Source organism: Sulfuritalea hydrogenivorans sk43H, from assembly GCF_000828635.1.
In the GTDB taxonomy this organism is placed as follows: Bacteria; Pseudomonadota; Gammaproteobacteria; order Burkholderiales; family Rhodocyclaceae; genus Sulfuritalea; species Sulfuritalea hydrogenivorans.
In genome coordinates this window covers 756,435-781,596 of record NZ_AP012547.1, presented here as the reverse complement: position 1 = coordinate 781,596, position 25,162 = coordinate 756,435, and the positions used below count along the sequence as shown (strand labels likewise).

General features: G+C 64.0%; 20 protein-coding genes. 6 read left to right on the top strand and 14 right to left on the bottom strand.

The window, feature by feature from the left end; genetic code table 11:
* Positions 1-21 precede the first annotated feature (21 nt).
* The 8 genes from SUTH_RS03820 to SUTH_RS03785 form a co-directional block, all read right to left on the bottom strand.
* A complete protein-coding gene (locus tag SUTH_RS03820) occupies positions 22-468 on the bottom strand; it encodes a phosphate-starvation-inducible protein PsiE (RefSeq protein WP_041097223.1) in 447 nt (148 codons plus the stop codon).
* A 61-nt stretch (positions 469-529) separates the two neighbouring features.
* Complete coding sequence (gene fba, locus SUTH_RS03815) at positions 530-1,594, bottom strand: class II fructose-bisphosphate aldolase (RefSeq protein WP_041097220.1); 1,065 nt, start codon at positions 1,592-1,594, stop codon at positions 530-532.
* 15 nt (positions 1,595-1,609) lie between these two features.
* Positions 1,610-3,064, bottom strand: a complete 1,455-nt coding sequence (pyk, locus tag SUTH_RS03810) for a pyruvate kinase (protein WP_041097218.1) — start codon at positions 3,062-3,064, stop codon at positions 1,610-1,612.
* A gap of 169 nt (positions 3,065-3,233) precedes the next feature.
* Positions 3,234-4,415: a phosphoglycerate kinase gene (locus tag SUTH_RS03805; RefSeq protein WP_041097216.1), complete on the bottom strand. Its 1,182-nt coding sequence runs from the start codon at positions 4,413-4,415 to the stop codon at positions 3,234-3,236.
* A 21-nt stretch (positions 4,416-4,436) separates the two neighbouring features.
* Positions 4,437-5,435, bottom strand: a complete 999-nt coding sequence (gene gap, locus SUTH_RS03800; RefSeq protein ID WP_041097215.1) for a type I glyceraldehyde-3-phosphate dehydrogenase — start codon at positions 5,433-5,435, stop codon at positions 4,437-4,439.
* Between the two features lie 22 nt (positions 5,436-5,457).
* A complete protein-coding gene (gene tkt, locus SUTH_RS03795) occupies positions 5,458-7,482 on the bottom strand; it encodes a transketolase (RefSeq protein ID WP_041097213.1) in 2,025 nt (674 codons plus the stop codon).
* Positions 7,483-7,596: 114 nt separating this feature from the next.
* Positions 7,597-8,469 (bottom strand): phosphoribulokinase, encoded by an 873-nt coding sequence (locus tag SUTH_RS03790; RefSeq protein ID WP_041097211.1) that lies wholly within the window; start codon positions 8,467-8,469, stop codon positions 7,597-7,599.
* Between the two features lie 14 nt (positions 8,470-8,483).
* Positions 8,484-9,575, bottom strand: coding sequence for a class 1 fructose-bisphosphatase (locus SUTH_RS03785; RefSeq protein WP_041097209.1), 1,092 nt, complete (start codon positions 9,573-9,575; stop codon positions 8,484-8,486).
* Positions 9,576-9,795: 220 nt separating this feature from the next.
* On the opposite strand from SUTH_RS03785, the gene SUTH_RS03780 reads away from it, so the two are divergent.
* Positions 9,796-10,245 (top strand): DUF2147 domain-containing protein, encoded by a 450-nt coding sequence (locus SUTH_RS03780; RefSeq protein WP_041097207.1) that lies wholly within the window; start codon positions 9,796-9,798, stop codon positions 10,243-10,245.
* Positions 10,246-10,254: 9 nt separating this feature from the next.
* Here the strand turns inward: SUTH_RS03780 and SUTH_RS03775 are convergent, their stop codons facing one another.
* From SUTH_RS03775 to SUTH_RS03760, 4 genes are all read right to left on the bottom strand, one after another.
* The gene (locus SUTH_RS03775; protein ID WP_052473180.1) at positions 10,255-12,546 is read right to left on the bottom strand and encodes a nitric oxide reductase activation protein NorD; all 2,292 of its coding nucleotides are present in this window, start codon (positions 12,544-12,546) and stop codon (positions 10,255-10,257) included.
* A 40-nt stretch (positions 12,547-12,586) separates the two neighbouring features.
* The gene (locus tag SUTH_RS03770; RefSeq protein ID WP_041097205.1) at positions 12,587-13,384 is read right to left on the bottom strand and encodes a CbbQ/NirQ/NorQ/GpvN family protein; all 798 of its coding nucleotides are present in this window, start codon (positions 13,382-13,384) and stop codon (positions 12,587-12,589) included.
* A gap of 94 nt (positions 13,385-13,478) precedes the next feature.
* Complete coding sequence (locus SUTH_RS03765) at positions 13,479-14,858, bottom strand: ribulose-bisphosphate carboxylase (RefSeq protein WP_041097203.1); 1,380 nt, start codon at positions 14,856-14,858, stop codon at positions 13,479-13,481.
* Positions 14,859-14,965: 107 nt separating this feature from the next.
* Complete coding sequence (locus tag SUTH_RS03760) at positions 14,966-15,727, bottom strand: HAD family hydrolase (RefSeq protein WP_041097201.1); 762 nt, start codon at positions 15,725-15,727, stop codon at positions 14,966-14,968.
* A 113-nt stretch (positions 15,728-15,840) separates the two neighbouring features.
* Between SUTH_RS03760 and SUTH_RS18260 the strand changes: the two genes are divergently transcribed.
* Both SUTH_RS18260 and SUTH_RS03750 read left to right on the top strand, forming a co-directional pair.
* On the top strand, positions 15,841-19,338 hold the full coding sequence (locus SUTH_RS18260) for an EAL domain-containing protein (RefSeq protein WP_052473178.1): 3,498 nt from the start codon (positions 15,841-15,843) through the stop codon (positions 19,336-19,338).
* Positions 19,335-20,282 (top strand): LysR family transcriptional regulator, encoded by a 948-nt coding sequence (locus SUTH_RS03750; RefSeq protein WP_041097200.1) that lies wholly within the window; start codon positions 19,335-19,337, stop codon positions 20,280-20,282. The genes SUTH_RS18260 and SUTH_RS03750 overlap by 4 nt, the downstream gene beginning before the upstream one ends.
* A gap of 17 nt (positions 20,283-20,299) precedes the next feature.
* Here SUTH_RS03750 and SUTH_RS03745 read toward each other — a convergent pair whose 3' ends face one another.
* On the bottom strand, positions 20,300-20,770 hold the full coding sequence (locus SUTH_RS03745; RefSeq protein ID WP_148312843.1) for a hypothetical protein: 471 nt from the start codon (positions 20,768-20,770) through the stop codon (positions 20,300-20,302).
* Between the two features lie 11 nt (positions 20,771-20,781).
* Positions 20,782-21,339, bottom strand: coding sequence for a thioredoxin family protein (locus SUTH_RS03740; RefSeq protein ID WP_041097197.1), 558 nt, complete (start codon positions 21,337-21,339; stop codon positions 20,782-20,784).
* Between the two features lie 33 nt (positions 21,340-21,372).
* On the opposite strand from SUTH_RS03740, the gene SUTH_RS03735 reads away from it, so the two are divergent.
* The 3 genes from SUTH_RS03735 to argA are packed head-to-tail and all read left to right on the top strand — an operon-like array spanning position 21,373 to position 25,156.
* On the top strand, positions 21,373-22,101 hold the full coding sequence (locus tag SUTH_RS03735) for a 16S rRNA (uracil(1498)-N(3))-methyltransferase (protein WP_041097195.1): 729 nt from the start codon (positions 21,373-21,375) through the stop codon (positions 22,099-22,101).
* Complete coding sequence (gene pap, locus SUTH_RS03730; protein WP_084207242.1) at positions 22,101-23,816, top strand: polyphosphate:AMP phosphotransferase; 1,716 nt, start codon at positions 22,101-22,103, stop codon at positions 23,814-23,816. Before SUTH_RS03735 ends, pap begins: the two co-directional genes overlap by 1 nt.
* Positions 23,813-25,156, top strand: coding sequence for an amino-acid N-acetyltransferase (gene argA, locus SUTH_RS03725; protein WP_052473176.1), 1,344 nt, complete (start codon positions 23,813-23,815; stop codon positions 25,154-25,156). Before pap ends, argA begins: the two co-directional genes overlap by 4 nt.
* Positions 25,157-25,162: the final 6 nt, after the last annotated feature.

Below are 25,162 nucleotides of genomic sequence, written 5' to 3'. Positions count from 1 at the left end.
AAGGTGCTCTGAAATTGGAAATTACTCGCGAACGTAGGGCTTGGCCGACTTCTCGTCGGCATCCTCGCGATAGGGGTAGCGCACATGGCCGTAGCGAATCGCCAGCACGGAAACCGTCAGCAGGAAAATCGCGGCGGTAACCGCCAGCATGCGCCACTCGGTCATTTCCTTGATATCCAGGATCAGGTAGCGCGCCAGGGCCACCATGCCGATGTACAGCGGGAAGCGCACCGGCAGCTGGCCCGACTTGAAATACTGGCCGATCATCGCCAGCACTTCGAGATAGAGGAACATCAGCAGCAGGTCGGCCAGCGTCACCCGGTGCGACTCGATCATCAGCATCGCTTCCTGGTACATGGCGATGGTGGTGGCGAAGGCGATCACCAGCAGGCCGGCATACTCGACAATGTCGAGGCCGCTGCTGAAGAACTTGCGCAGTCGATCGAAGGTGTGGGACCGGATATCCATGCTGGACAAAGGAAAAGGCCGCCCGAGCGGGGCGGCCCGTTAATTTACCGCAAATCGTCGCTTACTTCACGATGGCGTTGAGCTCGCCCTTCTTGTAGCGCTCGGCCATCCTTTCCAGCGACATCGGCTTGATCTTGCTGGCCTGGCCGGCACAACCGAATGCCGTATAGCGGGCCACGCAGATTTCCTTCATCGCCTTGCGGGCGGCGGCGAAATATTTGCGCGGATCGAAGTCCTTGGTGTTCTCCGCCAGGTACTTGCGGATCGCGCCGGTGGAGGCCATGCGCAGGTCGGTGTCGATGTTGATCTTGCGCACGCCGTGCTTGATGCCCTCGACGATTTCCTCGACCGGGACGCCGTAGGTTTCGCCCATGGTGCCGCCGTACTGGTTGATGATTTTCAGCCAGTCCTGTGGCACCGACGAGGAACCATGCATCACCAGGTGGGTATTCGGGATGCGGGCGTGGATTTCCTTGATGCGGTCGATGCGCAGCACCGCGCCGGTGGGCGGCCGGGTGAACTTGTAGGCGCCGTGCGAGGTACCGATGGCGATCGCCAGCGCGTCCACACCCGTCGCCTTGACGAATTCGGCGGCTTCGTTGGGGTCGGTCAGCAACTGGTCGTGCGACAGCGCGCCCTCCGCGCCGTGGCCGTCCTCCTTCTCGCCCATGCCGGTTTCCAGCGAACCGAGGCAGCCCAGTTCGCCTTCGACCGAAACGCCGATGGCATGGGCGATGTCGACCACGTGCTTGCTGACGCGGGCGTTGTACTCGAAGCTGGCCGGGGTCTTGGCGTCTTCCTGCAGCGAGCCGTCCATCATCACGCTGGAGAAGCCCGAGCGCATCGACTGGATGCAGATCGCCGGGCTGGCGCCGTGATCCTGGTGCATCACGATCGGGATGTCCGGATGGGTCTCGATCGCCGCTTCGATCAGGTGGCGCAGGTAGGGCTCGCCGGCATATTTGCGGGCGCCGGCCGAGCCCTGCATGATGACCGGGCTGTTGGTTTCCGCCGCGGCTTCCATGATGGCCTGGATCTGCTCCAGGTTGTTGACGTTGAAGGCCGGCAGGCCGTAGCCGTTTTCGGCGGCATGGTCGAGCAGTTGACGCATGGATACGAGGGGCATGGCAATCTCCTAGGGTTATCTGATGGCTGGCTTGGGCGGTCGGTGCTCGCCGACCTTGACGAGTTTCATGGTGTTGGTGCCGCCCGCTTGTCCGATCGGTTCGCCGATGGTGAGCACGATCAGGTCGCCGGGCACCACCGCACCGGCGGCAATCAGGATCTCCTCGGCCTGCCACAGCAGTTCGTCGCGATCCGTCGCGATGTACTCGGTCAGCAGCGGATAGACGTCGCGGTAGATGCTGACGCGGTAGCGGGTGCGGATGCGCGGCGTCAGCGCGTAAATTGGCACGCCGCAATTGACCCGGCTCATCCACAGCGTGGTCGAGCCCGACTCGGTCAGCGTCGCAATCGCCTTCACCTTGAGGTGGAATGCGGTGAACAATGCGGCCATCGATATCGACTGGTCGATGCGCGTGAACACCTGATCGAGAAAATGCGTATCGAGGGTGACGGTCTGCGATTGCTCCGCGGCAACGCAAACCCGAACCATGGCCTCGACTGCCTGTACCGGGTAGGCGCCGGAAGCGGTTTCCGCGGACAACATGACTGCATCCGTGCCATCGAGCACCGCGTTGGCCACGTCGGAAACCTCGGCACGGGTAGGCACCGGACTGGTGATCATCGACTCCATCATCTGCGTGGCGGTGATGGCGAAGCGGTTGTGTTCGCGGGCCAGCCGAATCATGCGCTTTTGCAGGGCCGGCACCGCGGCATCGCCGACTTCGACCGCGAGGTCGCCGCGCGCCACCATGATGCCGTCGGTGGCGTGCAGGATGTCTTCCAGATTCTCCACCGCCTCGACGCGCTCGATCTTGGCGATCACCAGGGCGTCGGAACCGGCGTCGCGCAGCAACTGCCGCGCCTGGCGCATGTCGGCACCCGACTTGGGAAAGGACACGGCAACGTAATCGACATTGAGCGCCGCCGCGGTCTTGATGTCGGCCATGTCCTTGGGCGTCAGCGCCGGCGCGGAGAGCCCGCCGCCCTGCTTGTTGATGCCCTTGTTGTTCGACAGTTCGCCATCGTGACGGTTGCGGCAATGAATTTCGGTGCCTTCGATATGTTCGATATCGAACACGGTGCGGCCATCGTCGAGCAGCAGCACATCGCCCGCGACCACATCGTCTATCAGTTCGGGGTAATCGAGGCCGACGCGTGTCGCGTCGCCCAGCGGGCACGCGGCATCAAGGATGAAGCCTTGTCCGGCCTTGATCGCGACCGGCCCCGCGGCAAATTTTCCGATGCGTATCTTCGGTCCTTGCAGGTCGGCCATCACGCCGACCGTGCGGCCCGCCCTGTGCGCGGCATCGCGCAGGATGTCGATGCGCTTCTTGTGGTCTTCCGCCGTGCCATGCGAAAAATTCAGGCGCACCACGTCGATGCCGGCCGCCACCAGTTCGGCGAGCCGCTCCGGGCTGCTGGAAGCCGGCCCCAGGGTAGCGACGATCTTGGTCGAACGTTGGGCGGTCATTGTTAACGTGAAATAACTCGTTCGGAGCGACGGGTGATCGTCGAGCGAAGCGAGCTGATCAGAAGCCTCCCCGTGAGGGGAGGATGGGAGGGGCGGGCCTTCAATTTGACTTTCGCGTGTTTCATCATCGGCGGTGGCGTATCAGCATTGAAAGTCTGATGGATTTGCGTCAGCCTTTGGCGCGCTGCTCCAGCATATCGACGGCGGGCAGTTTCTTGCCTTCGAGGAATTCGAGGAAAGCGCCGCCGGCTGTCGAGATGTAGGACACCTTGTCGTAAATGTCGTACTTCTGGATCGCGGCGATGGTGTCTCCGCCACCCGCCAGGGTGAAGGCCTTGGTCTTGGCGATAGCCATGGCAATGGCCTTGGTGCCTTCGCCGAACTGGTCGAACTCGAACACGCCGACGGGGCCGTTCCAGACCACGGTACCGGCCTTCATGATGATGTCGACCAGTTCCTGGGCCGATTTCGGGCCGATGTCGAAAATCATGTCGTCGTCGGCCACCGCGCCGGCGTCCTTGGCCACCGCGGGTTCAGCGGCATCGAACTTCTTGCCGCAAACCACGTCGACGGCGATCGGAATGGTGGCGCCGCGCGCCGTCATCTTTTTCATCAGCGCCTGGGCGGTCGGTACCAGGTCGTCCTCGCACAGCGACTTGCCGACGTTCCTGCCGGTGGCCTTGAGGAAGGTGTTGGCAATGCCGCCACCGACCACCATCTGGTCGACCTTTTCGGACAGCGCTTCGAGCACGGTGAGCTTGGTCGACACCTTTGAACCGCCGACGATGGCCACCATCGGCCGCGCCGGGGTGGCCAGCGCCTTGGTCAGCGCTTCCAGTTCCTCGGCTACCAGCAGGCCGGCACAGGCCGCCGGCGCGAATTGCGCCACGCCGTAGGTCGAGGCCTCGGCGCGGTGCGCGGTGCCGAAAGCATCCATGACGAAGAGATCGCAAAGCGCGGCGTACTTCTTCGCCGTCGCTTCGACGTTCTTCTTCTCGCCCTTGTTGAAGCGGCAGTTCTCCAGCAGCACCACTTCGCCGGCGGCAACTTCAAACCCGCCATCGACCCAGTCGCGGATCACGCGCACCGGCTTGCCCAACTGCGCAGCCATGACATCGGCCACCGGCTTGAGCGAGTTCTCGTCGGCATACACACCCTCTTCCGGACGGCCGAGGTGTGAAGTCACCATCACCTTCGCCCCCGCCTTGAGGCAGTGCTGGATGGTCGGCATCGAGGCGGTGATGCGGGCGTCCGAGGTGACCTTGCCGTCCTTGACCGGCACGTTCAGATCGGCGCGGATGAAGACGCGCTTGCCCGCCAGATCGAAATCAGTAAGACGCTTGAAGCTCATTGCAATTGCTCCCAATGCGCCTTACTTGGCGACGTGCTTGAGGAAGTTCAACATGTTGCAGGTGTAGCCGTACTCGTTGTCGTACCAGGCGACGACCTTGACGAAGGTACTGTCGAGCGCAATGCCGGCCTCGGCGTCGAAGGTCGACGGCAGGGGGTTACCGCGGAAATCGGTGGCAACCACCTTTTCTTCGGTGTAGCCGAGAACGCCCTTCATCGAGCCTTGCGAAGCTGCTTTCATTGCCGCGCAGATGTCCTTGTAGGGGGCTTCCTTGATCAGTTCCACGGTCAGGTCGACCACCGAGACGTCGGAAGTCGGCACGCGGAAGGACATGCCGGTGAGCTTCTTGTTGAGTTCCGGAATCACCACGCCGACAGCCTTGGCGGCGCCAGTGGAGGACGGGATGATGTTTTCGAGGATGCCGCGGCCGCCGCGCCAGTCCTTGTTGGACGGGCCATCGACGGTTTTTTGCGTCGCCGTGGCGGCATGCACCGTGGTCATCAGGCCACGCTTGATGCCCCAGTTGTCGTGCAGCACCTTGGCCACGGGCGCCAGGCAGTTGGTGGTGCAGGAAGCGGCGGAAACGATGGTCTCGCCGGCATACTTGGTGTGGTTCACGCCATAGACGAACATCGGCGTGTCGTCCTTCGACGGCGCCGACTGGACGACCTTCTTGGCACCCGCATCGATGTGCTTCTGGCAGGTGTCCTTGGTCAGGAAGAAGCCCGTCGATTCGATGACGATCTCGGCGCCGACTTCGTTCCACTTCAGGTTGGCCGGGTCCTTCTCGGCTGTCAGGCGGATCTTCTTGCCATTGACGATCAGCATGTTGCCATCGACGGCGATGTCGCCCTTGAAGTTGCCATGCACCGAATCGTACTTCAGCATGTAGGCCAGATAATCCGGCTCCAGCAGGTCATTGATGGCGACGACTTCGATCTCGGGGAAGTCCTTGGCGATGGCGCGAAATGCCATGCGACCGATGCGGCCGAAGCCGTTGATGCCAACTTTGATAGCCATTTGGAAAGTCTCCTGATAGTGATTAAATGAACTGTTCGACCGTTTTCACAACATTTGCCACGGTAAAGCCGAATTCCTTGAACAGCGTCCCGGCAGGGGCCGATTCGCCGAAGCGGTCGAGGCCGATCACGGCACCCTGACCACCACCGGCGGCGCCGACATACTTGTACCAGCCGTCGGTGACACCGGCTTCGATGGCGACGCGCGGCACGCCCTTCGGCAGCACCGAGTCACGATAGGCGGCATCCTGGCGGTCGAAGGCGTTGGTGCAGGGCATCGACACCACGCGCACCGGAATCTCCGCCTCCATCGCCGCCTGGGCCTTGAGCGCCAGATCGACCTCGGAGCCGGTGGCGATGATGATGGCCTTGGGCTTGCCGTTCCTGGCTTCGGAAATGACGTAGCCGCCCTTACTGATGTTGCCGATGGTCGCTTCGTCGCGCGCCACGAAAGGCAGGTTCTGGCGCGACAGGCACAGCGAGCTCGGGCCGCCGAGCTTCTCCACGGCAGCCGTCCAGGCCACCATGGTTTCCACCGTGTCGCAGGGACGCCAGACGTCCATGTTGGGGATCATGCGCAGGGTCGCGGTCTGTTCCACCGGCTGGTGGGTCGGGCCGTCCTCGCCGAGGCCGATCGAATCGTGCGTGAACACGTAGATCACACGCTGCTTCATCAGCGCCGACATGCGCAGGGCATTGCGGGCGTATTCCGAGAACATCAGGAAGGTGCCGCCGAAGGGCAGGATGCCGCCATGCAGCGCCATGCCGTTCATGATGTGCGCCATGCCGAACTCGCGCACGCCGTAGGAAATGTAGTTGCCGGGCGTCTTGCCGGAGACGTGCTTGCAGCCCGCCCAGTTGGTCAGGTTGGAACCGGTCAGGTCGGCGGAGCCACCGACGAACTCGGGCAGCGCCGGCGCCAGGGCATTGATGGAAATCTGCGAAGCCTTGCGCGTGGCGACGGTCTCGGCCTTGGCGTTCGCCTCGGCGACGACCTTCTTCGCGTGCGCCGCCCAGCTGGCCGGCAACTCATTGGCCATGCGGCGCTTGAACTCGGCGGCCTCCGCCGGAAAGGCCTTGGCGTAAGCAGCGAATTTGTCGTTCCAGGCGCCCTCGAACTCGGCGCCCTTCTTCTTCGCGTCCCAGCCGGCATAGACGTCCGCGGGAATCTCGAATGCCGGGTGCGGCCAGCCAATGTTGGCGCGGGCGGCGGCGATTTCGGCATCACCCAGCGGCGCGCCATGCACGTCGTGGGTGCCCTGCTTGTTCGGTGCGCCGAGGCCGATCACGGTCTTGCAGCAGATCAGCGAAGGCTTGTCGGTCACCGCCTTGGCGGCGTTGATCGCGGCATTCAGGGCGACCGGATCGTGGCCATCGACGTTCGGTACCACGTGCCAGCCATAGGCCTCGAAGCGCTTGGGCGTGTTGTCGGTGAACCAGCCTTCGACATGGCCGTCGATCGAAATGCCGTTGTCGTCCCAGAACGCGGTCAGCTTGCCCAGGCCCCAGGTGCCGGCCAGCGCGCAGGCTTCGTGCGAAATGCCTTCCATCAGGCAGCCGTCGCCAAGGAAGGCCCAGGTGCGGTGATCGACGATCTCGTGGCCGGGCTTGTTGAATTCGGCGGCCAGCAGCTTCTCGGCCATGGCCATGCCGACGGCGTTGGTGATGCCCTGGCCGAGCGGGCCGGTGGTGGTCTCGACGCCCGGCGTGTAGCCGTACTCGGGGTGGCCCGGGGTCTTCGAGTGCAACTGGCGGAAGTTCTTCAATTCCTCGATCGGCAGGGCGTAGCCGCTCAGATGCAACAGGGAATAGATCAGCATCGAGCCGTGGCCGTTGGACAGCACGAAGCGGTCGCGATCGGCCCACTTCGGATTGGCCGGATTGTGGCGCAGGTGTTTGGTCCACAGCACTTCGGCGATTTCCGCCATGCCCATCGGGGCGCCGGGATGGCCGGAGTTGGCCTTTTGCACCGCGTCCATGGCGAGGGCGCGAATGGCGTTGGAAAGCTTGGAGCCCACCGAGGCGGGTGCGGTTGCGGAATTTGTCATGGCGGCATCGATTGGTCTGGAGACGGGATGGGTTCCGTCAGGGTAGCCCGGTATTATCGGCGAAACCGGGCGGATCGCGCTAGGTAGACAGCTAGGTGCTTGATTCGCTGAAACTCAGGCCCGCCTGCGGTTCTCCATCAGGCGCAGAATCATGGGCGTGAAGATCAGTTGCATCGCCAGTTCCATCTTGCCGCCGGGCACCACGATGATGTTCGGCCGCGACATGAAGGAATTGTGGATCATCGACAGCAAGTAGGGGAAATCGATGCCCTTGGGATTGGCGAAGCGGATCACGACAAAGCTCTCGTCGGCCGTCGGAATGTCGCGGGCGATGAACGGGTTGGATGTATCCACCGTCGGCACCCGCTGGAAATTCACGTGGGTGCGCGAAAACTGCGGCGTAATGTAGTTGATGTAGTCCGGCATGCGGCGCAGGATGGTATCCACCACGGCCTCGGTCGAATAGCCGCGCTGATTCTTGTCCCGGTGCAGCTTCTGGATCCATTCGAGGTTGACCGTCGGCACCACGCCGACCAGCAGGTCGGCATGCTGCGCGACATTGACCGTGTCGGTGACCGCTGCGCCGTGCAGGCCCTCGTAGAACATCAGGTCGGTGCCGGCGGGGATATCCTCCCAGGGCGTAAACTCGCCGGACTGCTGGCCGTAAGGCGCGGCTTCGTCGGCATTGTGCAGATACTTGCGCACCTTGCCCATCCCGGTCTCGCCATAGCCCTTGAACAGGCCCGCCAGCTCCTCGAGCAGATTGGCTTCCGGACCGAAGTGGCTGAAATGGTTGTTGCCCTGCAGCCGGGCTTCTTCCATCGCCACCTTCATCGACTTGCGGTCATGGCGGTGGAAGGAATCGCCCTCGACGATGGCGGCCTTGATGTTCTCGCGGCGGAAGACCAGGTCGAAGGACTTGGTGACCGTGGATGTTCCGGCACCGGAAGATCCGGTGATGGCGACGATGGGATGCTTGACCGACATGGGAACCTCCTGGGTTATTGGGTTCTGAACAGCGAGCGCGTCGAGAACAGCGGCGAGTTGAAGGTATCCGGCTCCTTGCCGCTGGCATATTCGGCATGGTAGCTGGAGAGGCGCTCGACTTCGTTCTTCGAGCCGAAAATCAGTGGCACGCGCTGGTGCAAATCCGTCGGTGCGACATTCATCACCCGCTCGCGCCCGGTGGTCGATGCGCCGCCGGCCTGCTCGATCAGGAAGGAAATCGGATTGGCTTCGTACATCAGGCGCAAGCGCCCCGGTTTGGCCGGATCCTTGCTGTCCCGCGGGTACATGAAGATGCCGCCGCGCGTCAGGATGCGGAAGGTTTCGGCCACCAGCGAGGCGACCCAGCGCATGTTGAAGTCCTTGCCGCGGGGACCGGTCTTGCCGGCCAGGCACTCTTCCACGTAACGTTTCACCGGGGGCTCCCAGAAACGCTCGTTGGACGAGTTGATGGCGAACTCGTGCGTCTCGGCCGGAATGCGCATCTGCGGATGGGTGAGGATGAAGGCACCGATGTCGCGGTCGAGCGTGAAGCCATCGACCCCATTGCCGGTGGTCAGCACCAGCATGGTCGACGGCCCATAGAGCGCGAGGCCGGCGCAGACCTGCTCGGTGCCCGGCTGCAGGAAATCCTCGAGGCTGGCGTCCTTGCCGGGATTCGGCGCACGCAGGATCGAAAAAATGGTCCCCACCGTCAGATTGACGTCGATGTTCGAGCTGCCATCCAGCGGATCGAAGACCAGCAGGTACTTGCCGCGCTTGCAATGGGCGGGAAGCGCATAGACGTCTTCCATTTCCTCGGAGGCCATGCCGCTCAAGTGGCCCGAAAACTCGTTTTCCTTCAGCATGACGTCGTTGCTCATGACGTCGAGCTTCTTCTGCACCTCGCCCTGGACATTGACCGCTGCGCCGTCGCTGGCGGCATCGCCCAGCATCCCGACCAGGGCGCCCTTGTTCACCTGGTTGGAGATGATCTTGATCGCGGTGGCCAGAGAGTTGAGCAGCCCGGAAAACTCGCCGGAGGCACCCGGATGCCTGTGTTCCTGCTCGATGGTGTAGCGGGTCAGCGTGGTGCGTCGCTGGTGCATGAGTCCTGCTCCTTAGGATGTTGTAGCTGCGGCCGCTGCGCACTGCAGGCGCGGACAAGCCCGCTTTGTTGCCGACCAATGTAATCGGATCGATCTATAAGCACCATTCACTTTTTCTTATCCTTCAAATAAGTCGGTTGTTGCGGCTCACGGCGCAGCCGAAATCCGGCCGGCGGGCCATAATCCGGCCTTCACGCCCCCGTCCGAAAAGGAGACTCCTATGACTTCATTGCCATCCCGCCTGTGTGCCGTCGCATGCGCTGCCGGCCTCGCCCTGCCGGCTTTTGCCCAGTCCATGTCGCCGGTTGGTGCCTGGAACACCATCGATGACGAAACCAAAAAGGTCAAGTCCATGGTCCGCATCACGGAAAAGGACGGCGTGCTTTCGGGGACGGTGGAGAAGATCGTCGATCCGGCCAAGCAGGACTCGAAATGCGACGAATGCGCCGGCGACGATCCGCGCAAGGGCAAGCCGGTGATCGGCATGACCATCCTGACCGACCTCAAGAAGGAAAGCGACACCGTCTGGAGCGGCGGCAAGATCCTCGATCCGAACAACGGCAAGAGCTACAACGCCAAGGTGACGGTCATCGACGGCGGCAGGAAGCTCGAAATGCGCGGCTCCATCCTGTTCATCGGCCGCACCCAGACCTGGGTTCGCGCCGAGTAGCGGCGGCCGTCAGCGGGTCAATTCCAGGTAGAGACTCGGCAGGGTTTCCGGCAGGCGCTCGATGCGGTCGAGGACGCGCCAGTTGTTCCCGAAAATGTCGCGCACATAGTCGTCGGCCTTCGGGTCGAGGCTCAGGCAGAAAGTCGTGATGCCCTGCGCCGCCAGTTCGCCCACGGCTTTCTTCGCATCGGCGCGCAGGTGCTGCGGCTCGGCGACATCGATGTCGGCGGGCTCGCCGTCGGTCAGCAGCAGCAGGATTTTCTTCGCGGTCTGGCGCGGCGCCAGATAGTGGCCGGCGTGGCGCAGGGCGGCGCCCATGCGGGTGGACCAGCCGGCTTCCATTGCGGCCAGACGCGCCTTGACGGTATCGTCCCAACGCTCTGAAAAGCCCTTGATGTGCTGGTAGCGCACCTCGTGGCGGGTGTTGGAGCGGAAGCCCGCGATGGCGCAGGGGTCGCCCAGGCAATCGATGGCCCAGGCCAGCAGCGACACGGCTTCCTGGCTGAGTTCGAGGATGGTCTGTCCCGCCGTACCGCCGGCGCCGACTTTCTGATTGAGCGATTCCGACAAGTCGAGCAGCAGCAGCACCGTGATGTCGCGGCCGCAGGTGGTGTGGCTCATGTTGATCCGCGGATCGGGCGTGGCGCCGCCCTTGAAATCGATCAGCGAGCGGATCGCCACGTCGAGGTCGAGTTCGCTGCCCTCCTCCTGATAGCGGATGCGTACCTTGTCCTGCGGCTTGAGCAGGTCGAGCAGGCGCTTCAACTGCCTGGCCAGCGCGGCGTGCTTCGCCAGCAGCCGGTCGATGTCGGCCGCGTTGCCCGCCGCATGCAGCGCCTCGTACACACTGACCCAGTCGGGACGATAGGTCTGGCTGCCGCTGTCCCATTCGGGATAGTGACGCGGCGGCAGGCCCTTGAGTTCTTCGCCCGGCTCGATCTTGCGTTCCTGATCGAAGGCCTCTTCTTCGTCACCGGCTTCGATGAATTTCCAGAGCTGGCGGTTGTCGTCGCGGTAATCGACCACCGTGTCGTCGAAATGCACTTTGGCCAGCTGGTCGCTCTGGCGGCGGGTTTTGGCGACCCAGGACAGCGCCAGTGCGGCGATTTCCGCGGTGCTCGACGTGCCCGTCGCAAGCAGCGCCTGGAAGCGGCCCGCGAAATCGAGCAGCACCGGATCGCTATAGCCGTGCGCCGGATCGAGAAACGCCCGCGAGAGCATCGCCAGGCGATGGCGCAGGCAGGAGGTGGTCGCGGGATCGCAGGCGTCCGCCACGGGATGCGGATGCAGCGCGAGGAAGATGCGGCGCAGGCCGGGATACTCGCGGATCAGCAGGGTCTCGACGCGGCAATCCTCGAAGAACTCGACGGCCATGCGCTGGAAGGGGCTCCAGTTGTCGGCGACCTGTGCGACGCTCCAGCGCCGGTGGCCGACCATGTGTGCCAGCACGGCGCGGTAGCGGTCGAGGCCGCTGACTGTGCCGCCCTTTCGGTCTGCATCGTCGAGCACGTCCGGTACGCGCATGCCCAGCTTGTCGTAGTAGGGAATGGGCTGGCGCAGTTCATCGAATGCCGTCGAATACGGCACCAGATGCTCGCTGTCATCCCACAGCGCGCGCAGGTAGAACGCCAGGCTGCGCTCGACGTCGGCGAACAGCGTGCCGTGGCGTTCGCGCTGCAGCACCGCGCGGCTGTCGGCCAGTTGCAGGCTGAAATATTCCTCCTGCCGCTCGGGATGACCGGCGTAGTTGGCGATGCCGTAGTTCGTCCAGTTCTGCAGCCCGGCCATTGACAACAGCTTCAGCAGGAGCGGCGCCTGCTTGAAGAATTCGGGAAGGCCGGGACTGGGAAAAGTGCTGTGATGGCCGTGGATCGATCCCGTGGTACGCGTCATCAGCTCGCGCGCGATCCCGATGTAGAAGTGCAGCTGCTCGCGCGATTGCAGGCGCCGCGCCGCGGCCGCCAGGGTTTGCAGGAAGGGCGTGATCGCCTGGCTGTTGGGCGACTTCTGCATGGCGCGGATGAAGTCCGTCACCGCCGGCAGGACATCGGCGCCCACGGCGTTGGCGACGGAAGGCCATTCTTCGAGGAACGCCAGCACCGGCTCGGCGCCGCGCCCCATCTTGCCGAGCAGGCGCGCGGTTTCGATGTAGGCATCCACCTCTTCCTTGCGGAAAGTGCTCAGAGCTTCGTAGACGCATTCCTCGAAGACGTCGGCGACCTGCGCAAAGCCGCAATCCATCGCGACCCAGCAGGCCTGGACTTGGGGATGGGTCATCTGCCGCTTGCGTGCGTCCGCCATGATCCTGTCGCCGTGTCGTCAGCGCCGACTTTTGCGGCGCCTAGGCGAAGATGTTGTCAATGGCGTGGTCGAGCGTTGCGCGGATGTCGGCGTCGTCGGTGATCGGCCGCACCAGCGCCATGCGGCAGGCATCGGTGGCGTCGACGCCATGCCTGATCAGCGACGCGGCATAGACCAGCAAGCGCGTCGAGATGCCCTCGTCGAGGCCGTGGCCCTTGAGGTTGCGGCCGGCCTGGCCGACCTTGACCAGCTTCGCCGCCGTGGCTTCGTCGATCCCGGTTTCGGTGGCGATGATGGTCGTTTCGAGTTCCGCCGCCGGATAGTCCATGTCGAAGGCGACAAAGCGCTGCTTGGTCGACTGCTTGAGGTCCTTCATCAAGCTCTGGTAGCCGGGGTTGTAGGAGATCACCAGCTGAAAGTCGGGATGAGCTTCGATCAACTCGCCCTTCTTGTCGAGCGGCAGCGAGCGGCGATGGTCGGTGAGCGGGTGGATCACCACGGTGGTGTCCTGGCGCGCCTCGACGATCTCGTCGAGATAGCAGATCGCGCCCATGCGCGCGGCGGTGGTCAGCGGGCCGTCGAGCCAGCGCGTGCCGTTGGCTTCGAGCAGGTAGCGGCCGACCAGGTCGCTGGCCGTCATGTCCTCGTTGCAGGCCACGGTGATCAGCGGCTTGCCCAGTTTCCAGGCCATGTACTCGACGAAGCGCGACTTGCCGCAGCCGGTCGGCCCCTTCACCATCACCGGCAGGCGCGCGGCGTAGGCCGCTTCATAGAGCTGCACCTCGCGGCCTTGCGGCGCGTAAAACGGTTCGGCGTGAATTGCGTAAGTGTCGGTCATGTCGAATTCGTTTTTATCCGCGGATTACGCAGATTTGGGCAGATGAACATCGCTTTAATCTGCGTCAATCTGCGTAATCTGCGGACCAAAGCCTTTACTTGTGCACGCCTATCTTCTCGCGCCAGCCCGGATACAGCTTGTCGGCATCCTTGGGGAAGGACTCGAAGGCGCGGGCGAATTCCTTGTGTTCCTTCGCCCACTGGATCGGGTCGGCGCCGGCCTTCCAGCATTCGTAGGCCTGGCGCAGCGAAATGGCGCCGGCCGCCGGGCTGTCGATGTGGCCGTAGGAGCCGCCACCGGCGGTGTTGATCACGTTGCCGTGGCCGAGGTTCTCGAAGAAGCCGGGCAGGCGCAGCGCGTTCATGCCGCCGGAGATGATCGGCGTTGTCGGCTTCATGCCGAACCACTTCTGGAAGTACACCGGGCCCTGGCACTCGTCGCGCTCGATCATGTAGGCGATGATCTTGTCGTCGCCCTCGCCTTCCATCTTGCCGTAGCCCATGGTGCCGACGTGGATGCCGGAAGCGCCCTGCAGGCGCGACATCTTGGCCAGCACGAAGGCGGTGTAGCCGCGCTTGGAACTGGGCGAGGTCACCGCGCCGTGGCCGGCGCGATGGTAGTGCAGGTACTGGTTCGGGTACTGCCGGCGCGCCGTGGTGACCATGCCGGGACCGCCGACGTAGCCGTCGACCAGGAAGGCCAGCTTGTCGGCGTCGGGGCCGAAGGTTTCCAGACCAAAATCGGCGCGGGCGCACATTTCGTAGTGGTCGTCGGCGGTGATGTTCATCGAGAAGATCTTGGCCTGTCCGGTTTCGTCCTGGGCGCGCTTCATCGCGTCATAGACCAGCGGCAGCACCTTCTTGATCGGCGCGAAGACCTGGTTGCCCTGGGGTTCGTCGTTCTTGATGAAGTCGCCGCCGAGCCAGAACTGGTAGGCCGCCGCCGCGAACGGCTCCGGCCGCAGGCCGAGCTTGGGTTTGATGATGGTGCCGGCGATGTAGCCGCCGTCCTTGACCGGGCGGCCGAGGATGCGCCACAGGTCGGAGATGTCCTTGGCCGGGCCGTCGAACATCTGGATCACGCGATCGGGCATGTAGAAGTCGATCATCTTGGCATGCTCGATGTCGCCCATGCCCTGGTTGTTGCCGATGACCAGCGTCAGGAAGGACACCAGCATGAAGCGGCCGTCGATCACGTTGCGGTCGAAGAGGTCGATCGGATAGGCGATGCGCATATCCTCGGTGGCTTCATCGATGTGATAGACCAGCGCATCGACGCCCTTGGTGAAGTCGTCGGTGGTCGACACTTCGACGTTGGTGCCGGTGGAAGATTCGGCGGCGAAATGCGCGGCGGCTTCCAGGTAGCCGGTGCCGGCTTTCGGCTTCATCTTGTAGGCCACCAGGATGTGCTTGCCACCCTTGATCAGGTCCTCTTCCTTGAGGCTCAGGTCGGCATAGCGGTTCGATTGATCCATTCGGTTCTCCTCATTCTCGACGGTGTGAAAGTATGGCATTCAGGAAATCTTGATACGCATCTTAGTCAGCAACATCCATAACTACCAGTCACGTGTTTTTATCATCATCATAAGTTTTGCCTTATGGCGTCACGGTGCCAGATCCGCAGCAGTTCAAGGTCGACCAGGTCTTTCCCGTGCAGGGTACCGCGCTGCGCGACACTTGGCCGGTCCGGCTCGCCGAGGTCGGAGAGCACCGCCAGCGCGCCGGCGAAGTCATGCTCGCGCGTGTATTCGCTTTCCGTCACCACGGTCGGCAGGCCGGCGGCGAGTGCGGCCTTGAGCCCGTTGGCGGAGTCCTCGAAGGCCAGGCAGGCCGATGGCGGCAGGTTGAGCTCACGCAAGACCCATAGGTAGATGTCGGGGGCGGGTTTCTTGTTTGCCACCGTGTCGCCAGCGCCGACTGTCTCGAACAGCGCCATCAGATCGGCGGGCAGCAGGGCGGTGACGTTCTCCGGCGTGGTGGTGGTGGCTATGCCTAAGCGCAGGCCGGCGCCATGCGCCGCGCGCAACAGGCGCGCCACCCCCGGCTGCAGCGGAATGCCGCCCGCGGCCAGCAGCTTCAGGTAGTGCCGGGTCTTGGCCGCGTGCAGGGCCTTGATGCGTCCGTCGGCATCGGCCTGCTCCAGAAAGGCCGGAACGTGGCGCTCGCAGTAGAAGCGCATGCGTTCCTTGCCGCCGGTGACGGCCAGCAGTTCGCCATACAGCGCCTCGTCCCAGTGCCAGTCCAGGCCTGCCTCGGCGAAGGCCGCGTTGAAGGCGATGCGATGGCCGTCACGCTCGGTATCGGCCAGCGTGCCATCGACGTCGAAGATCAGGGCTTTCAGCATGGGCGGCAGGATAGCCGCGAGCCACCCATAAGTGACAGTAATGCTTTCTTATGACAGTGATAAGATGAACAAAAACGATGGCGCAGCGACCGTCGGGAATGACAGGGGGAGAGATGGCAGCGATTTTCAGCGACGCATCCAGCCTGATGAAGTCGGTCCGCGAAGAGGTGGTGATGACCACCTACTCCGTCGGCATGGTTGCGGGCACGGTGCTGATGCTGGGCAACATGTCGCGCAACCTGGACCTGGGCAACTCGCTCAGCATTCCCCACAGCGTCCTTTATCTCTCGTTCCTGACCGTCTACGTCCTGCGCAAGCGCATCGGCGCCCAGTGGCTGGCCGCGATCCTGCTGATGGCGCTGTACCTGGGCGGCACGTTCGGCTACCTCATTTACGGCTTCATCGGCAACTCGGCGCCGCTGTACCTTACGCTGTGCATCATCGCCGCCACCTTCTACGGGCCGCGCGGCGGCATGGCGGCCGCGATCGCCGCGGGGGCGACGATGACCGTCGTGGCGACCCTGGCGATCAGCGGAAACCTGGTTTACTCCTATGACCTGAAGTCGTTCGTCGGCAGCCCCTTCAGCTGGGTCGCCGCGCTGACCACCTTTGCCGCGATGGCCGCGATGATGCTCACGCAGGTCGGCCAGATGCACCGCAGGCTGGAATCGCTGCTGCGGGACCAGCAGGCCCGCATCAAGGAAATGGCCGACGCCAACCTCCGGCTCAACGCTGAAATTGCGGCGCGAACCACCGTCGAAGCCGAGTTGCGCCGCCAGTCGGCCCTGCTCGAAAACATCCTTGGCAACCTGCCGCAGGGCATCAGCGTCTTCGACGACCGACTCAAGCTGCTGGTCTGGAACGAGGGCATGGTCGACGTGCTGGAACTGCCACACGAAATCGTGGTCAGGGGCGTGGCATTCGAGGATCTGATCCGCATCCCGGCGCAACGCGGCGACTATGGCCCCGGCGACCCCGAAGAACAGGTACGGCAGCGCCGCGAACTGGCCCTGAAGTTCGAACCGCACAGTTTCGAGCGAACGCGTGCCAGCGGCCGCACCCACCTCGTCGTGGGCAAGCCGTTTCATCTCGACGGCAGGATCGCCGGCTTCATCACCACCTATACCGACATCACCGACCGCAAGCAGGCGGAACTGGAAATCCGGCGCAGCAACGCGGTATTGCAGAGCATCCTCGACAACATGCCGGGAGGCGTCAGCGTTGTCAATGGCGATCTGCGCATGATCGCCTGCAACCAGCTGTTCAAGCAGTTGCTGGAAATGCCCGACGAGTTGTTTGTCGATCCGCAGCCGTCATTCGAATCCTTCATCCGCTACAACGCAGCGCGCGGCGAGTACGGCGACAAAAACCTCGAGCAGAAAATCGCGGAGACCCTCGAACGTGCGCGCCATCCCGTTGCCCACATGTTCGAACGCGAGCGCCCGAACGGAAGCGTGCTGGAGATTCGCGGCGCGCCCCTGCCGGACGGCGGCTTCATCACGATCTATACCGACGTCACCGCGCGCAAGCAGGCCGAGCGGGAGCTCCTGCATCTGCACGAGCGCTTTTCGCTGGCCCTGAAAACAGTGGGACTCGGCATTTTCGACTGGGACGCAAAAGAAGACAAACTGCTGGCGGATGCGCGGGTGTTCGAAATTTTCGGCGTTTCTCCGAACGGCAGAAACAACCGCTTCAACGACTGGACCGACTATCTGCATCCCGAAGACCGGGAACAGACCCTGGCCCGGATCATCGCGATGCTGCGCGCGAAGGAAGCCGATTTCAAGCTGTCTTACCGGATTGTGCGGCCCGACGGCGAGATACGCCATCTGGAGGTACACAACCACATCGTGCGGGACGCTTCAGGCAGGACATTGCGCCTGATCGGAGCCGATTTCGACGTGACCGAGCGCAAGCGCACCGAAGAACGCCTGCGCCTGACCGAGCAGGTGTTCGACCACAGCCCCGTGGCGATCGTGATTACCGACAGCGAGAACCGGATCATTTCGGTCAACGAGTCCTTCGTCAGGATTTCCGGCTACGGTGAAAGCGAGGTTCTGGGCCGCGATCCGAAGTTCCTCGCCTCCGGCCTGCACAACGCGGAATTTTTCGAGCGGATGTGGCAGGCGCTGCAGGAGGGCGATTTCTGGGAGGGCGAGGTCTGGGATCGGCGCAAGACCGGCGAAATCTATCCAAAATGGATGACCATCAACGTCGTGCGCGATCGCGAGGATGCCGGCCGGATGCACTACGTGGCGATCTTTTCCGACATCACGGAACGCAAACAGGCCGAGGAGCACATCCACCATCTCGCCCATCACGATCCGCTGACCACGCTGCCCAATCGCATGGCGCTGGAAGCGCGGCTGGAGCAATCGATCGCCGAAGCCAACCGCAACCAGCGCAGCGTCGCGGTGATGTTTCTCGACCTCGACCGCTTCAAGACCATCAACGACACGCTCGGTCACCACGTCGGCGACCTGCTGCTGATCGAAGTGGCGCGCCGCCTGCGGCAAACCGTGAGGTCCTCGGATACCGTGGCGCGGCACGGCGGCGACGAGTTCGTCGTGGTACTGCCGGCGCTGGAAACGCCGGATGTCGCCGCGACACTGGCGGGTAACATCCTGAAGACGCTTTCCGAGCCCTACCTGATCGATGGCAACACCCTGCACAGCACGCCCTCGATCGGCGTCAGCCTCTACCCGCAGGACGGCAGGGACGTCGATACCGTCATGAAGTATGCCGATACCGCGATGTATCACGCCAAGGACATGGGCCGCAACGGCTTCCAGTTCTTCTCGCCGGAAATGAATCGCGCGGCGATGGAGCGGCTCGACATCGAGCGCCAGTTGCGCGATGCGCTGAAGCTCGACCAGTTCGCGCTTCACTACCAGCCGCGCCTCGATCGGAACGGACGGGTGACCGGAGTCGAGGCGCTGATCCGCTGGAACCGACCCGGCCATGGCCTCCAGCCGCCGGGCCGATTCATCCCGATCGCCGAGGAAAGCGACCTGATCATCCTGATCGGCGAGTGGGTCTTGGCAACTGCCGCCGCTCAGCTGGTTGCATGGCAGAAAGCGGGCATCGAGATGCCCTCCGTGGCGATCAACCTTTCCGCGCGGCAGTTGCGCCTGGCCGGCCTGCCGGGCCAGATCGCGGCGGTGCTGCAGGACAGCCGCCTGCCGGCCGCCCTGCTGGAATTCGAGGTCACGGAAACCATGGCCATGGAAAATCCGGAAAGGGCTTCCCGCCTGCTCGGCGAATTGCGCGACATGGGCATCGCGCTTGCCATCGATGACTTCGGCACCGGCTATTCATCCCTGGCCTACCTCAAGCGCCTGCCCTTCGACCATCTCAAGATCGACCGTTCCTTCGTGGCGGGTATCGCGCATGACCAGAACGACGTCGCCATTGTCCGCGGAACCATTGCACTCGCCCACAGCCTGGGGCTCACGGTAGTCGCCGAAGGGGTCGAAACGGCCGAGCAGCTCGCCCTGCTGAAAAGCGCCGACTGCGACGAATTTCAGGGCTTTCATTTCTCGCGTCCGCTGCCGGCGGACGAACTCGAGGTTTTTCTCGGCAAGCATTCACAAACACCTACTCCACCATGAAGAACGTCACCCTGCGCCAGTTGAAGATATTCGAGGCGGTCGCGCGCCACCTCTCGTTTTCGCGTGCCGCGGAAGAACTCCACCTGACGCAGCCCGCCGTATCGATGCAGGTTCAGGCGCTGGAAGAGCAGGCCGGCCTGCCATTGACCGAACAGGCGGGCAAGAAAGTGCGCCTCACCGCTGCCGGCGAGGAAGTGGCGAGCCAGGCGCGGCGCATCGCCGAACAGTTGCGCGAAGCCGGTGAGGCGCTGGCGGCGCTAAAAGGCGTCGAATCCGGCCGCCTGAAGATCGGGGTGGTCAGCACGGCCAAGTATTTCGCGCCGTCGCTGCTCGCCGAATTCCGCCGCCGGCATCCGGGCGTCGAGCTGCAACTGACGGTCAACAACCGCGGCACCGTCGTGCGCCATCTGGCGGAGAACGACATCGACCTGGCCATCATGGGCACGCCGCCGAGCGAATTCGAGACCGTGGCCAAGGTCTTTGCCGAGCATCCGCTGGTGTTCATTGCGGCACCCGACCACCCGCTGGCGGAAAAGCGCCGCATCGAGCCGAAGCGGCTGGCGGAGGAAACCCTGCTGATCCGCGAACCCGGCTCGGGCACGCGCAGCGCGCTGGAGCGTTTCCTCGAAGAACATGGCGTGACCGCCGGCGCCATCATGGAACTGGGCAGCAATGAAACCATCAAGCAGGCCGTGATGGCGGGCCTCGGCCTGTCCTTCATTTCGGAGCACACCATCGGCCTGGAACGCTCGGTCGGCCGCCTGGTCAAGCTGAACGTCACCGGCACGCCGGTGATGCGCCAATGGCGCCTGGTCTATCGCACCGACAAGCGGCTGATGCCGGCGGCGACCGCCTTTGTCGGCTTCATGGACAGCGAAGGCTCGCGGCTGATCGAGGCACAGGTCGGCAAGCAGGCGCCGAAGGCCGCGGCACCGGAACGCTGACGGGCAACGCCGGCCGGCTATTTGGCCGGAGCCTTCCAGAGCGTCGCGGTGACGCCCAGTGTGGTGATGAAAGCCTTGACGTGGTAGCTGCCGACGGTCAGTCGTTTGCCGCCGCCGGGCAGCGCGCTCATGACGATGTCGGTAATCTGATCCTCCGGCAAATTGGTGGCGCCGGCGGCATGCCACAGGCGAATGTGGCCGCAGTTGTCGCGATCGATCAGCAGGGCGTTGTCCTCTTTTGCCGCGGAAAGGCGAATCGTCACCCCGTCACTGGTTTCATGGGCGCGAGCCGGGCCGGCGCTGGTCTGCATTTCGGCGCCGCCGCCAGGCCGGGCGGTGAATTCGAGTTCCATCGCTTCGTCGTCCGTAATCCGGCTTTCGCCTTCGGTATGCCAGACCAGGTAGCGGCCGCCCGGCTGCATCTGGATCAGCAACACGTTGTCGTCAGCCGCGGCGGATGTGGCGATCATCCATGCGGCAACGGCCATCAGGGCCCGCCTCACGAGCTTCGCCACTTGATCGAACAGCCGATGCCGGCTATCTGCCGCGGCGGCCCCTGACCGGTCAGCGCCACCTGCCGCATCGCCTCGAACAGGTCACGGCGGACGCCAGCCGCAGCGGTTTCCTTGCGCGACTCGTCAAGCCGGCCGCGGTATTGCAATTCCAGCCTGTCGTTGTAACCGAAGAAATCCGGAGTGCACACCGCGCCGTAGGCCTGCGCCACCGCCTGCGTCTGGTCCAGTACGTAGGGAAAAGGGAATTCCAGCTCGTGCGCGATCCGCTCCATGTTCTGCCAGGAATCCTCCGGATAGTCGGTCGGGTCGTTGCTCATGATGGCGATGCTGCCGACGCCGAGCGCGGCAAGTTCGGTTGTATCGCGCACGATGCGCTGGATCACCGCCTTGACATAGGGACAGTGATTGCAGATGAACATCACCAGCAATCCTTTCGGACCGCGCGCACTGGCCAGCGTATGACGCCGGCCATCCACCCCCGGCAGGTCGAAATCGGGCGCCGGACGGCCGAAGTCGCATACCGGCGGAGAAAGGCTGACCATGCGTTGCCTCCAAATATTGGCGATAATGAAAACATGATACCCAGATTCTTCTGTCCTTTCCCGCTGCACCCCGGCGCCACCGTGGAACTGGCCCCCGAGGCGGCCCACCACGCGCTGAAGGTCCTGCGAGTCGGCGCCGGCGATACGGCGATCCTGTTCGACGGACGCGGCGGCCAGTGGCGCGCCACGCTGCACCCGGCCGGCAAGGCCCTGCGCGCGACGCTGGACGAATTCGACGACATCGACTGCGAGCCGCCGCTGGCCCTGACGCTGGTGCAGGGCCTGCCCGCCAGCGACAAGATGGATTTCGTGGTGCAAAAGGCGGTCGAACTGGGGGTGCGGCGGATCCAGCCGGTGGCCGCGAAGCGGAGCCTGGTCAGGCTTTCCGGCGAACGCGCGGAGCGCCGCGTGGAGCATTGGCGCAACATCGCCATCGCCGCCTGCGAGCAATCCGGCCGCAATCGCGTCCCGACCGTCGCACCAATTCTTGATCTGCCGCAATACCTTGGCATCGCAGCGCAGGAGAATGGGCTACGCTTCGTCTGTGCGCCCGAAGCGACCGGGTCGTTGCGCGACCTCACGGCTCCCGAAGGGCCGATCTGCCTGCTGGTAGGCCCGGAGGGCGGTTTTGAAGAAGGCGAATTGCTGGCGGCGCGGGCTGCCGGCTTTCATGCCATCGGACTGGGACCGCGCGTACTGCGCACGGAAACCGCCGGACTCGGCGCCTTGGCGGCGATGATGGCACTTTGGGGGGATTGGTGATGTTCGAATCTGCGGAAATCGGTCACAAGATCGACAAGGACACCTACAAGAAGGCGGTGCCCGCCTTGCGCGCGGCATTGCAGGATGCGCAGTACGACCTCAAGGAGAACGGCAAGATTCCGGTGGTCGTGCTGGTCAGCGGCCAGGACGGCGCCGGCAAGGGCGAGACCATCAATATCCTCTACGAGTGGATGGACCCGCGCTTCATCTCGACCCTGGCGTTTTCGGCGCCGAGCGACGAAGAGCGCTCGCGGCCTTTCATGTGGCGCTACTGGCGCGCGTTGCCGCCCAAGGGCCGCATCGGCGTGTTCGCCGGCTCCTGGTATTCGAGCCCGATCCACGACCGGCTCGACGGCGGCATGAGCAAGGCGGACATGGATGCGCGCATCGACCAGATCAACCGCTTCGAGGCCATGCTGGTCAATGAAGGCGCGCTGGTGCTGAAGTTCTGGTTCCACCTGACCAAGGACGGCCAGAAGCGCCGCCTGAAGGCGCTGGAAAAGGACCCGAAAACGGCCTGGCGGGTCACCAAGTGGAACTGGGAACGCCTGAAAACCTATGACAAGCTGCAGGATGTCGTCGGCCATGTGTTGCGCATGTCGAATACGCCTTGGGCGCCGTGGATCATCATCGAAGGCGAGGACGACCGCTACCGCTCGATGACCACCGGCAAGATCCTGCTCGAAGCGATCCGCCAGCGCCTGTCCGATGCCGGCAAACAGGCCACACCGGTGGCGCCGCCGATACGCGTGAACATCGACGGGCGCAACGTGCTGTCCGAACTCAACCTCAAGCACGCGCTGAGCGAAAAGGACTACGACGAGCAACTGGCGAAATGGCAGGGCAAGCTGTCCGAACTGGTGCGCGACCCGCGCTTCAAGGGCCGTTCGCTGGTCTGCGCCTTCGAAGGGGCGGATGCCGCCGGCAAGGGTGGCGCCATCCGCCGCATCACCGCCGCGATGGATGCGCGCGACTACCAGATCATTCCGGTCGCCGCGCCGACCGAGGAAGAGCGCGCCCAGCCCTACCTGTGGCGTTTCTGGCGGCACATTCCGCGCAACGGCCGGGTGGCGATTTTCGACCGCACCTGGTACGGCCGGGTGCTGGTCGAGCGCGTCGAGGGCTTCTGCGCCGAGGCCGATTGGTTGCGCGCCTATACCGAAATCAACGATTTCGAGCACGACCTCGCCGATGCCGGCGTCATTGTCTGCAAATTCTGGCTGCAGATCAGCCAGGAAGAACAGTTGAAGCGCTTCAAGGAGCGCGAGAAGATCGAGTTCAAGCGCTTCAAGATCACCGAAGAAGACTGGCGCAACCGCGAGAAATGGGATCCTTACCAGCAGGCCATCTGCGACATGGTCGACCGCACCAGCACGGGTACCGCACCGTGGACCCTGGTCGAGGCCAATGACAAGGGTTATGCCCGGGTGAAAATCCTGCGCACGATTTGCGAACGCCTCGAAGCCGAACTGGAAGGCAGGCCGGTGCCGCAGTCCAAGCCCGAAAAGGCGCCCAAGGACAAGGACGACAAAGGCAAAAAGGCCGGCAAGGTAAAGAAGGCGGACAAGCCGGCGAAGGCCGTCAAGGCGCCGCCACCCGCGCCCAAAGCGCCGCCGCCCAGGGCTGCGAAGCCGGCGCCGAAAACGCCGGCGCGGCCCAAGGCGCCGCCCGCCGTCAAACCCGCCAGGCCGAGGAAAGGCAAGACCGCTACATGACCCTTGAAACCCGCAGCAGCCAGCCCGACACCGACACCCGCCTGGTCGCCTGGGTGCGCCAGGCGGCGCCTTACATCCACGCCTTTCGCGGCCGCACCTTCGTCATCGCCTTCGGCGGCGAAGTGCTCGAGGCGGGCGCGGCGCAGGCGCTGATCCATGACATTGCACTGCTGGACAGCATGGGCATCCGTCTGGTGCTGGTGCACGGGGCGCGGCCGCAGATCGATGCCGAAATGCATGCGCGCGGCCTCGTGCCGAAGTTCCACAAGGGCCTGCGCGTCACCGACGCGGCAGCGCTGGAATGCGTCAAGCGCGCGATGGGCGTGACCCGCATCGAAATCGAAGCGCTGCTCTCGCAGGGGCTGCCCAACACGCCCATGGCAGGCGCCTTCCTGCGCGTCACCGGCGGCAACTTCATTACCGCGCGCCCGGTCGGCGTGGTCGACGGCATCGACTTCCAATACACCGGGGCGATCCGCAAGGTCATCGCCGAGGAAATCCAGGCCGACCTCGCCCAGGAAAACGTGGTGCTGATCACGCCCATCGGCGCCTCGCCCACCGGCGAAATCTTCAACCTGGCCTGGGAAGAGGCGGCCGAGGCCGTGGCCGTGTCCATCGGCGCCGACAAGCTGATCTATCTGTGCGACGCGCCGGGGCTGGTCAACGGCAAGGGCGCACTTATCGACGCCCTCACCGCCGACGAGGCGCAGAAACTGGCCGGCCGCAACCTGAACCTGCAGGCGCCCGAAATCGCCCGCGTCCTGCCCAGCGCCATCCGCGCCTGCCGCTCCGGCATCGGCCGCGTGCACTTCCTCGACGCCCGCGCCGACGGTGCCATGCTCATGGAATTCTTCACCCGCGACGGCGTCGGCACCGTCATGACGAGCGCGCCGCTGGCGCTGCTGCGCGACGCGACGATCGACGACGTCGGGGCGATACTGGGCCTGATCGAACCGCTGGAAGCCGACGGCACCCTGGTCAAGCGCGGCCGCGAGCGGCTGGAAATGGAAATCACCCGCTTCTCGGTGGTGGAACACGACGGTGTCATCGTCGGCTGCGCGGCACTCTATCCGTTCTCGACCGAGAAGTCGGCGGAACTGGCCTGCCTCGCCGTGATGCCGGACTTTCGCCGCAGCGGCTACGGCGACCAGTTGCGCAGCCACATCGAAGCCCGCGCCAAAAAGCTCAAGCTGAAGCGCCTGTTCGTGCTGACCACGCGCACCGCGCACTGGTTCATCGAGCGCGGCTTCGTCGAAGCCGGCGTCGATGCCCTGCCGGAAGCCCGGCGCGAACTCTACAACCTGCAGCGGCGGTCGAAGGTGCTGGTCAAGGCACTGTAGAGCGAC

Coding starts and splice junctions, on each gene's coding strand:
- SUTH_RS03820 (WP_041097223.1), bottom strand. CDS start 468: ATGGATATCCGGTCCCACACCTTCGATCGACTGCGCAAGTTCTTCAGC.
- fba (WP_041097220.1), bottom strand. CDS start 1,594: ATGCCCCTCGTATCCATGCGTCAACTGCTCGACCATGCCGCCGAAAAC.
- pyk (WP_041097218.1), bottom strand. CDS start 3,064: ATGACCGCCCAACGTTCGACCAAGATCGTCGCTACCCTGGGGCCGGCT.
- SUTH_RS03805 (WP_041097216.1), bottom strand. CDS start 4,415: ATGAGCTTCAAGCGTCTTACTGATTTCGATCTGGCGGGCAAGCGCGTC.
- gap (WP_041097215.1), bottom strand. CDS start 5,435: ATGGCTATCAAAGTTGGCATCAACGGCTTCGGCCGCATCGGTCGCATG.
- tkt (WP_041097213.1), bottom strand. CDS start 7,482: ATGACAAATTCCGCAACCGCACCCGCCTCGGTGGGCTCCAAGCTTTCC.
- SUTH_RS03790 (WP_041097211.1), bottom strand. CDS start 8,469: ATGTCGGTCAAGCATCCCATCGTCGCCATCACCGGATCTTCCGGTGCC.
- SUTH_RS03785 (WP_041097209.1), bottom strand. CDS start 9,575: ATGCACCAGCGACGCACCACGCTGACCCGCTACACCATCGAGCAGGAA.
- SUTH_RS03780 (WP_041097207.1), top strand. CDS start 9,796: ATGACTTCATTGCCATCCCGCCTGTGTGCCGTCGCATGCGCTGCCGGC.
- SUTH_RS03775 (WP_052473180.1), bottom strand. CDS start 12,546: ATGGCGGACGCACGCAAGCGGCAGATGACCCATCCCCAAGTCCAGGCC.
- SUTH_RS03770 (WP_041097205.1), bottom strand. CDS start 13,384: ATGACCGACACTTACGCAATTCACGCCGAACCGTTTTACGCGCCGCAA.
- SUTH_RS03765 (WP_041097203.1), bottom strand. CDS start 14,858: ATGGATCAATCGAACCGCTATGCCGACCTGAGCCTCAAGGAAGAGGAC.
- SUTH_RS03760 (WP_041097201.1), bottom strand. CDS start 15,727: ATGCTGAAAGCCCTGATCTTCGACGTCGATGGCACGCTGGCCGATACC.
- SUTH_RS18260 (WP_052473178.1), top strand. CDS start 15,841: ATGGCAGCGATTTTCAGCGACGCATCCAGCCTGATGAAGTCGGTCCGC.
- SUTH_RS03750 (WP_041097200.1), top strand. CDS start 19,335: ATGAAGAACGTCACCCTGCGCCAGTTGAAGATATTCGAGGCGGTCGCG.
- SUTH_RS03745 (WP_148312843.1), bottom strand. CDS start 20,770: ATGGCCGTTGCCGCATGGATGATCGCCACATCCGCCGCGGCTGACGAC.
- SUTH_RS03740 (WP_041097197.1), bottom strand. CDS start 21,339: ATGGTCAGCCTTTCTCCGCCGGTATGCGACTTCGGCCGTCCGGCGCCC.
- SUTH_RS03735 (WP_041097195.1), top strand. CDS start 21,373: ATGATACCCAGATTCTTCTGTCCTTTCCCGCTGCACCCCGGCGCCACC.
- pap (WP_084207242.1), top strand. CDS start 22,101: ATGTTCGAATCTGCGGAAATCGGTCACAAGATCGACAAGGACACCTAC.
- argA (WP_052473176.1), top strand. CDS start 23,813: ATGACCCTTGAAACCCGCAGCAGCCAGCCCGACACCGACACCCGCCTG.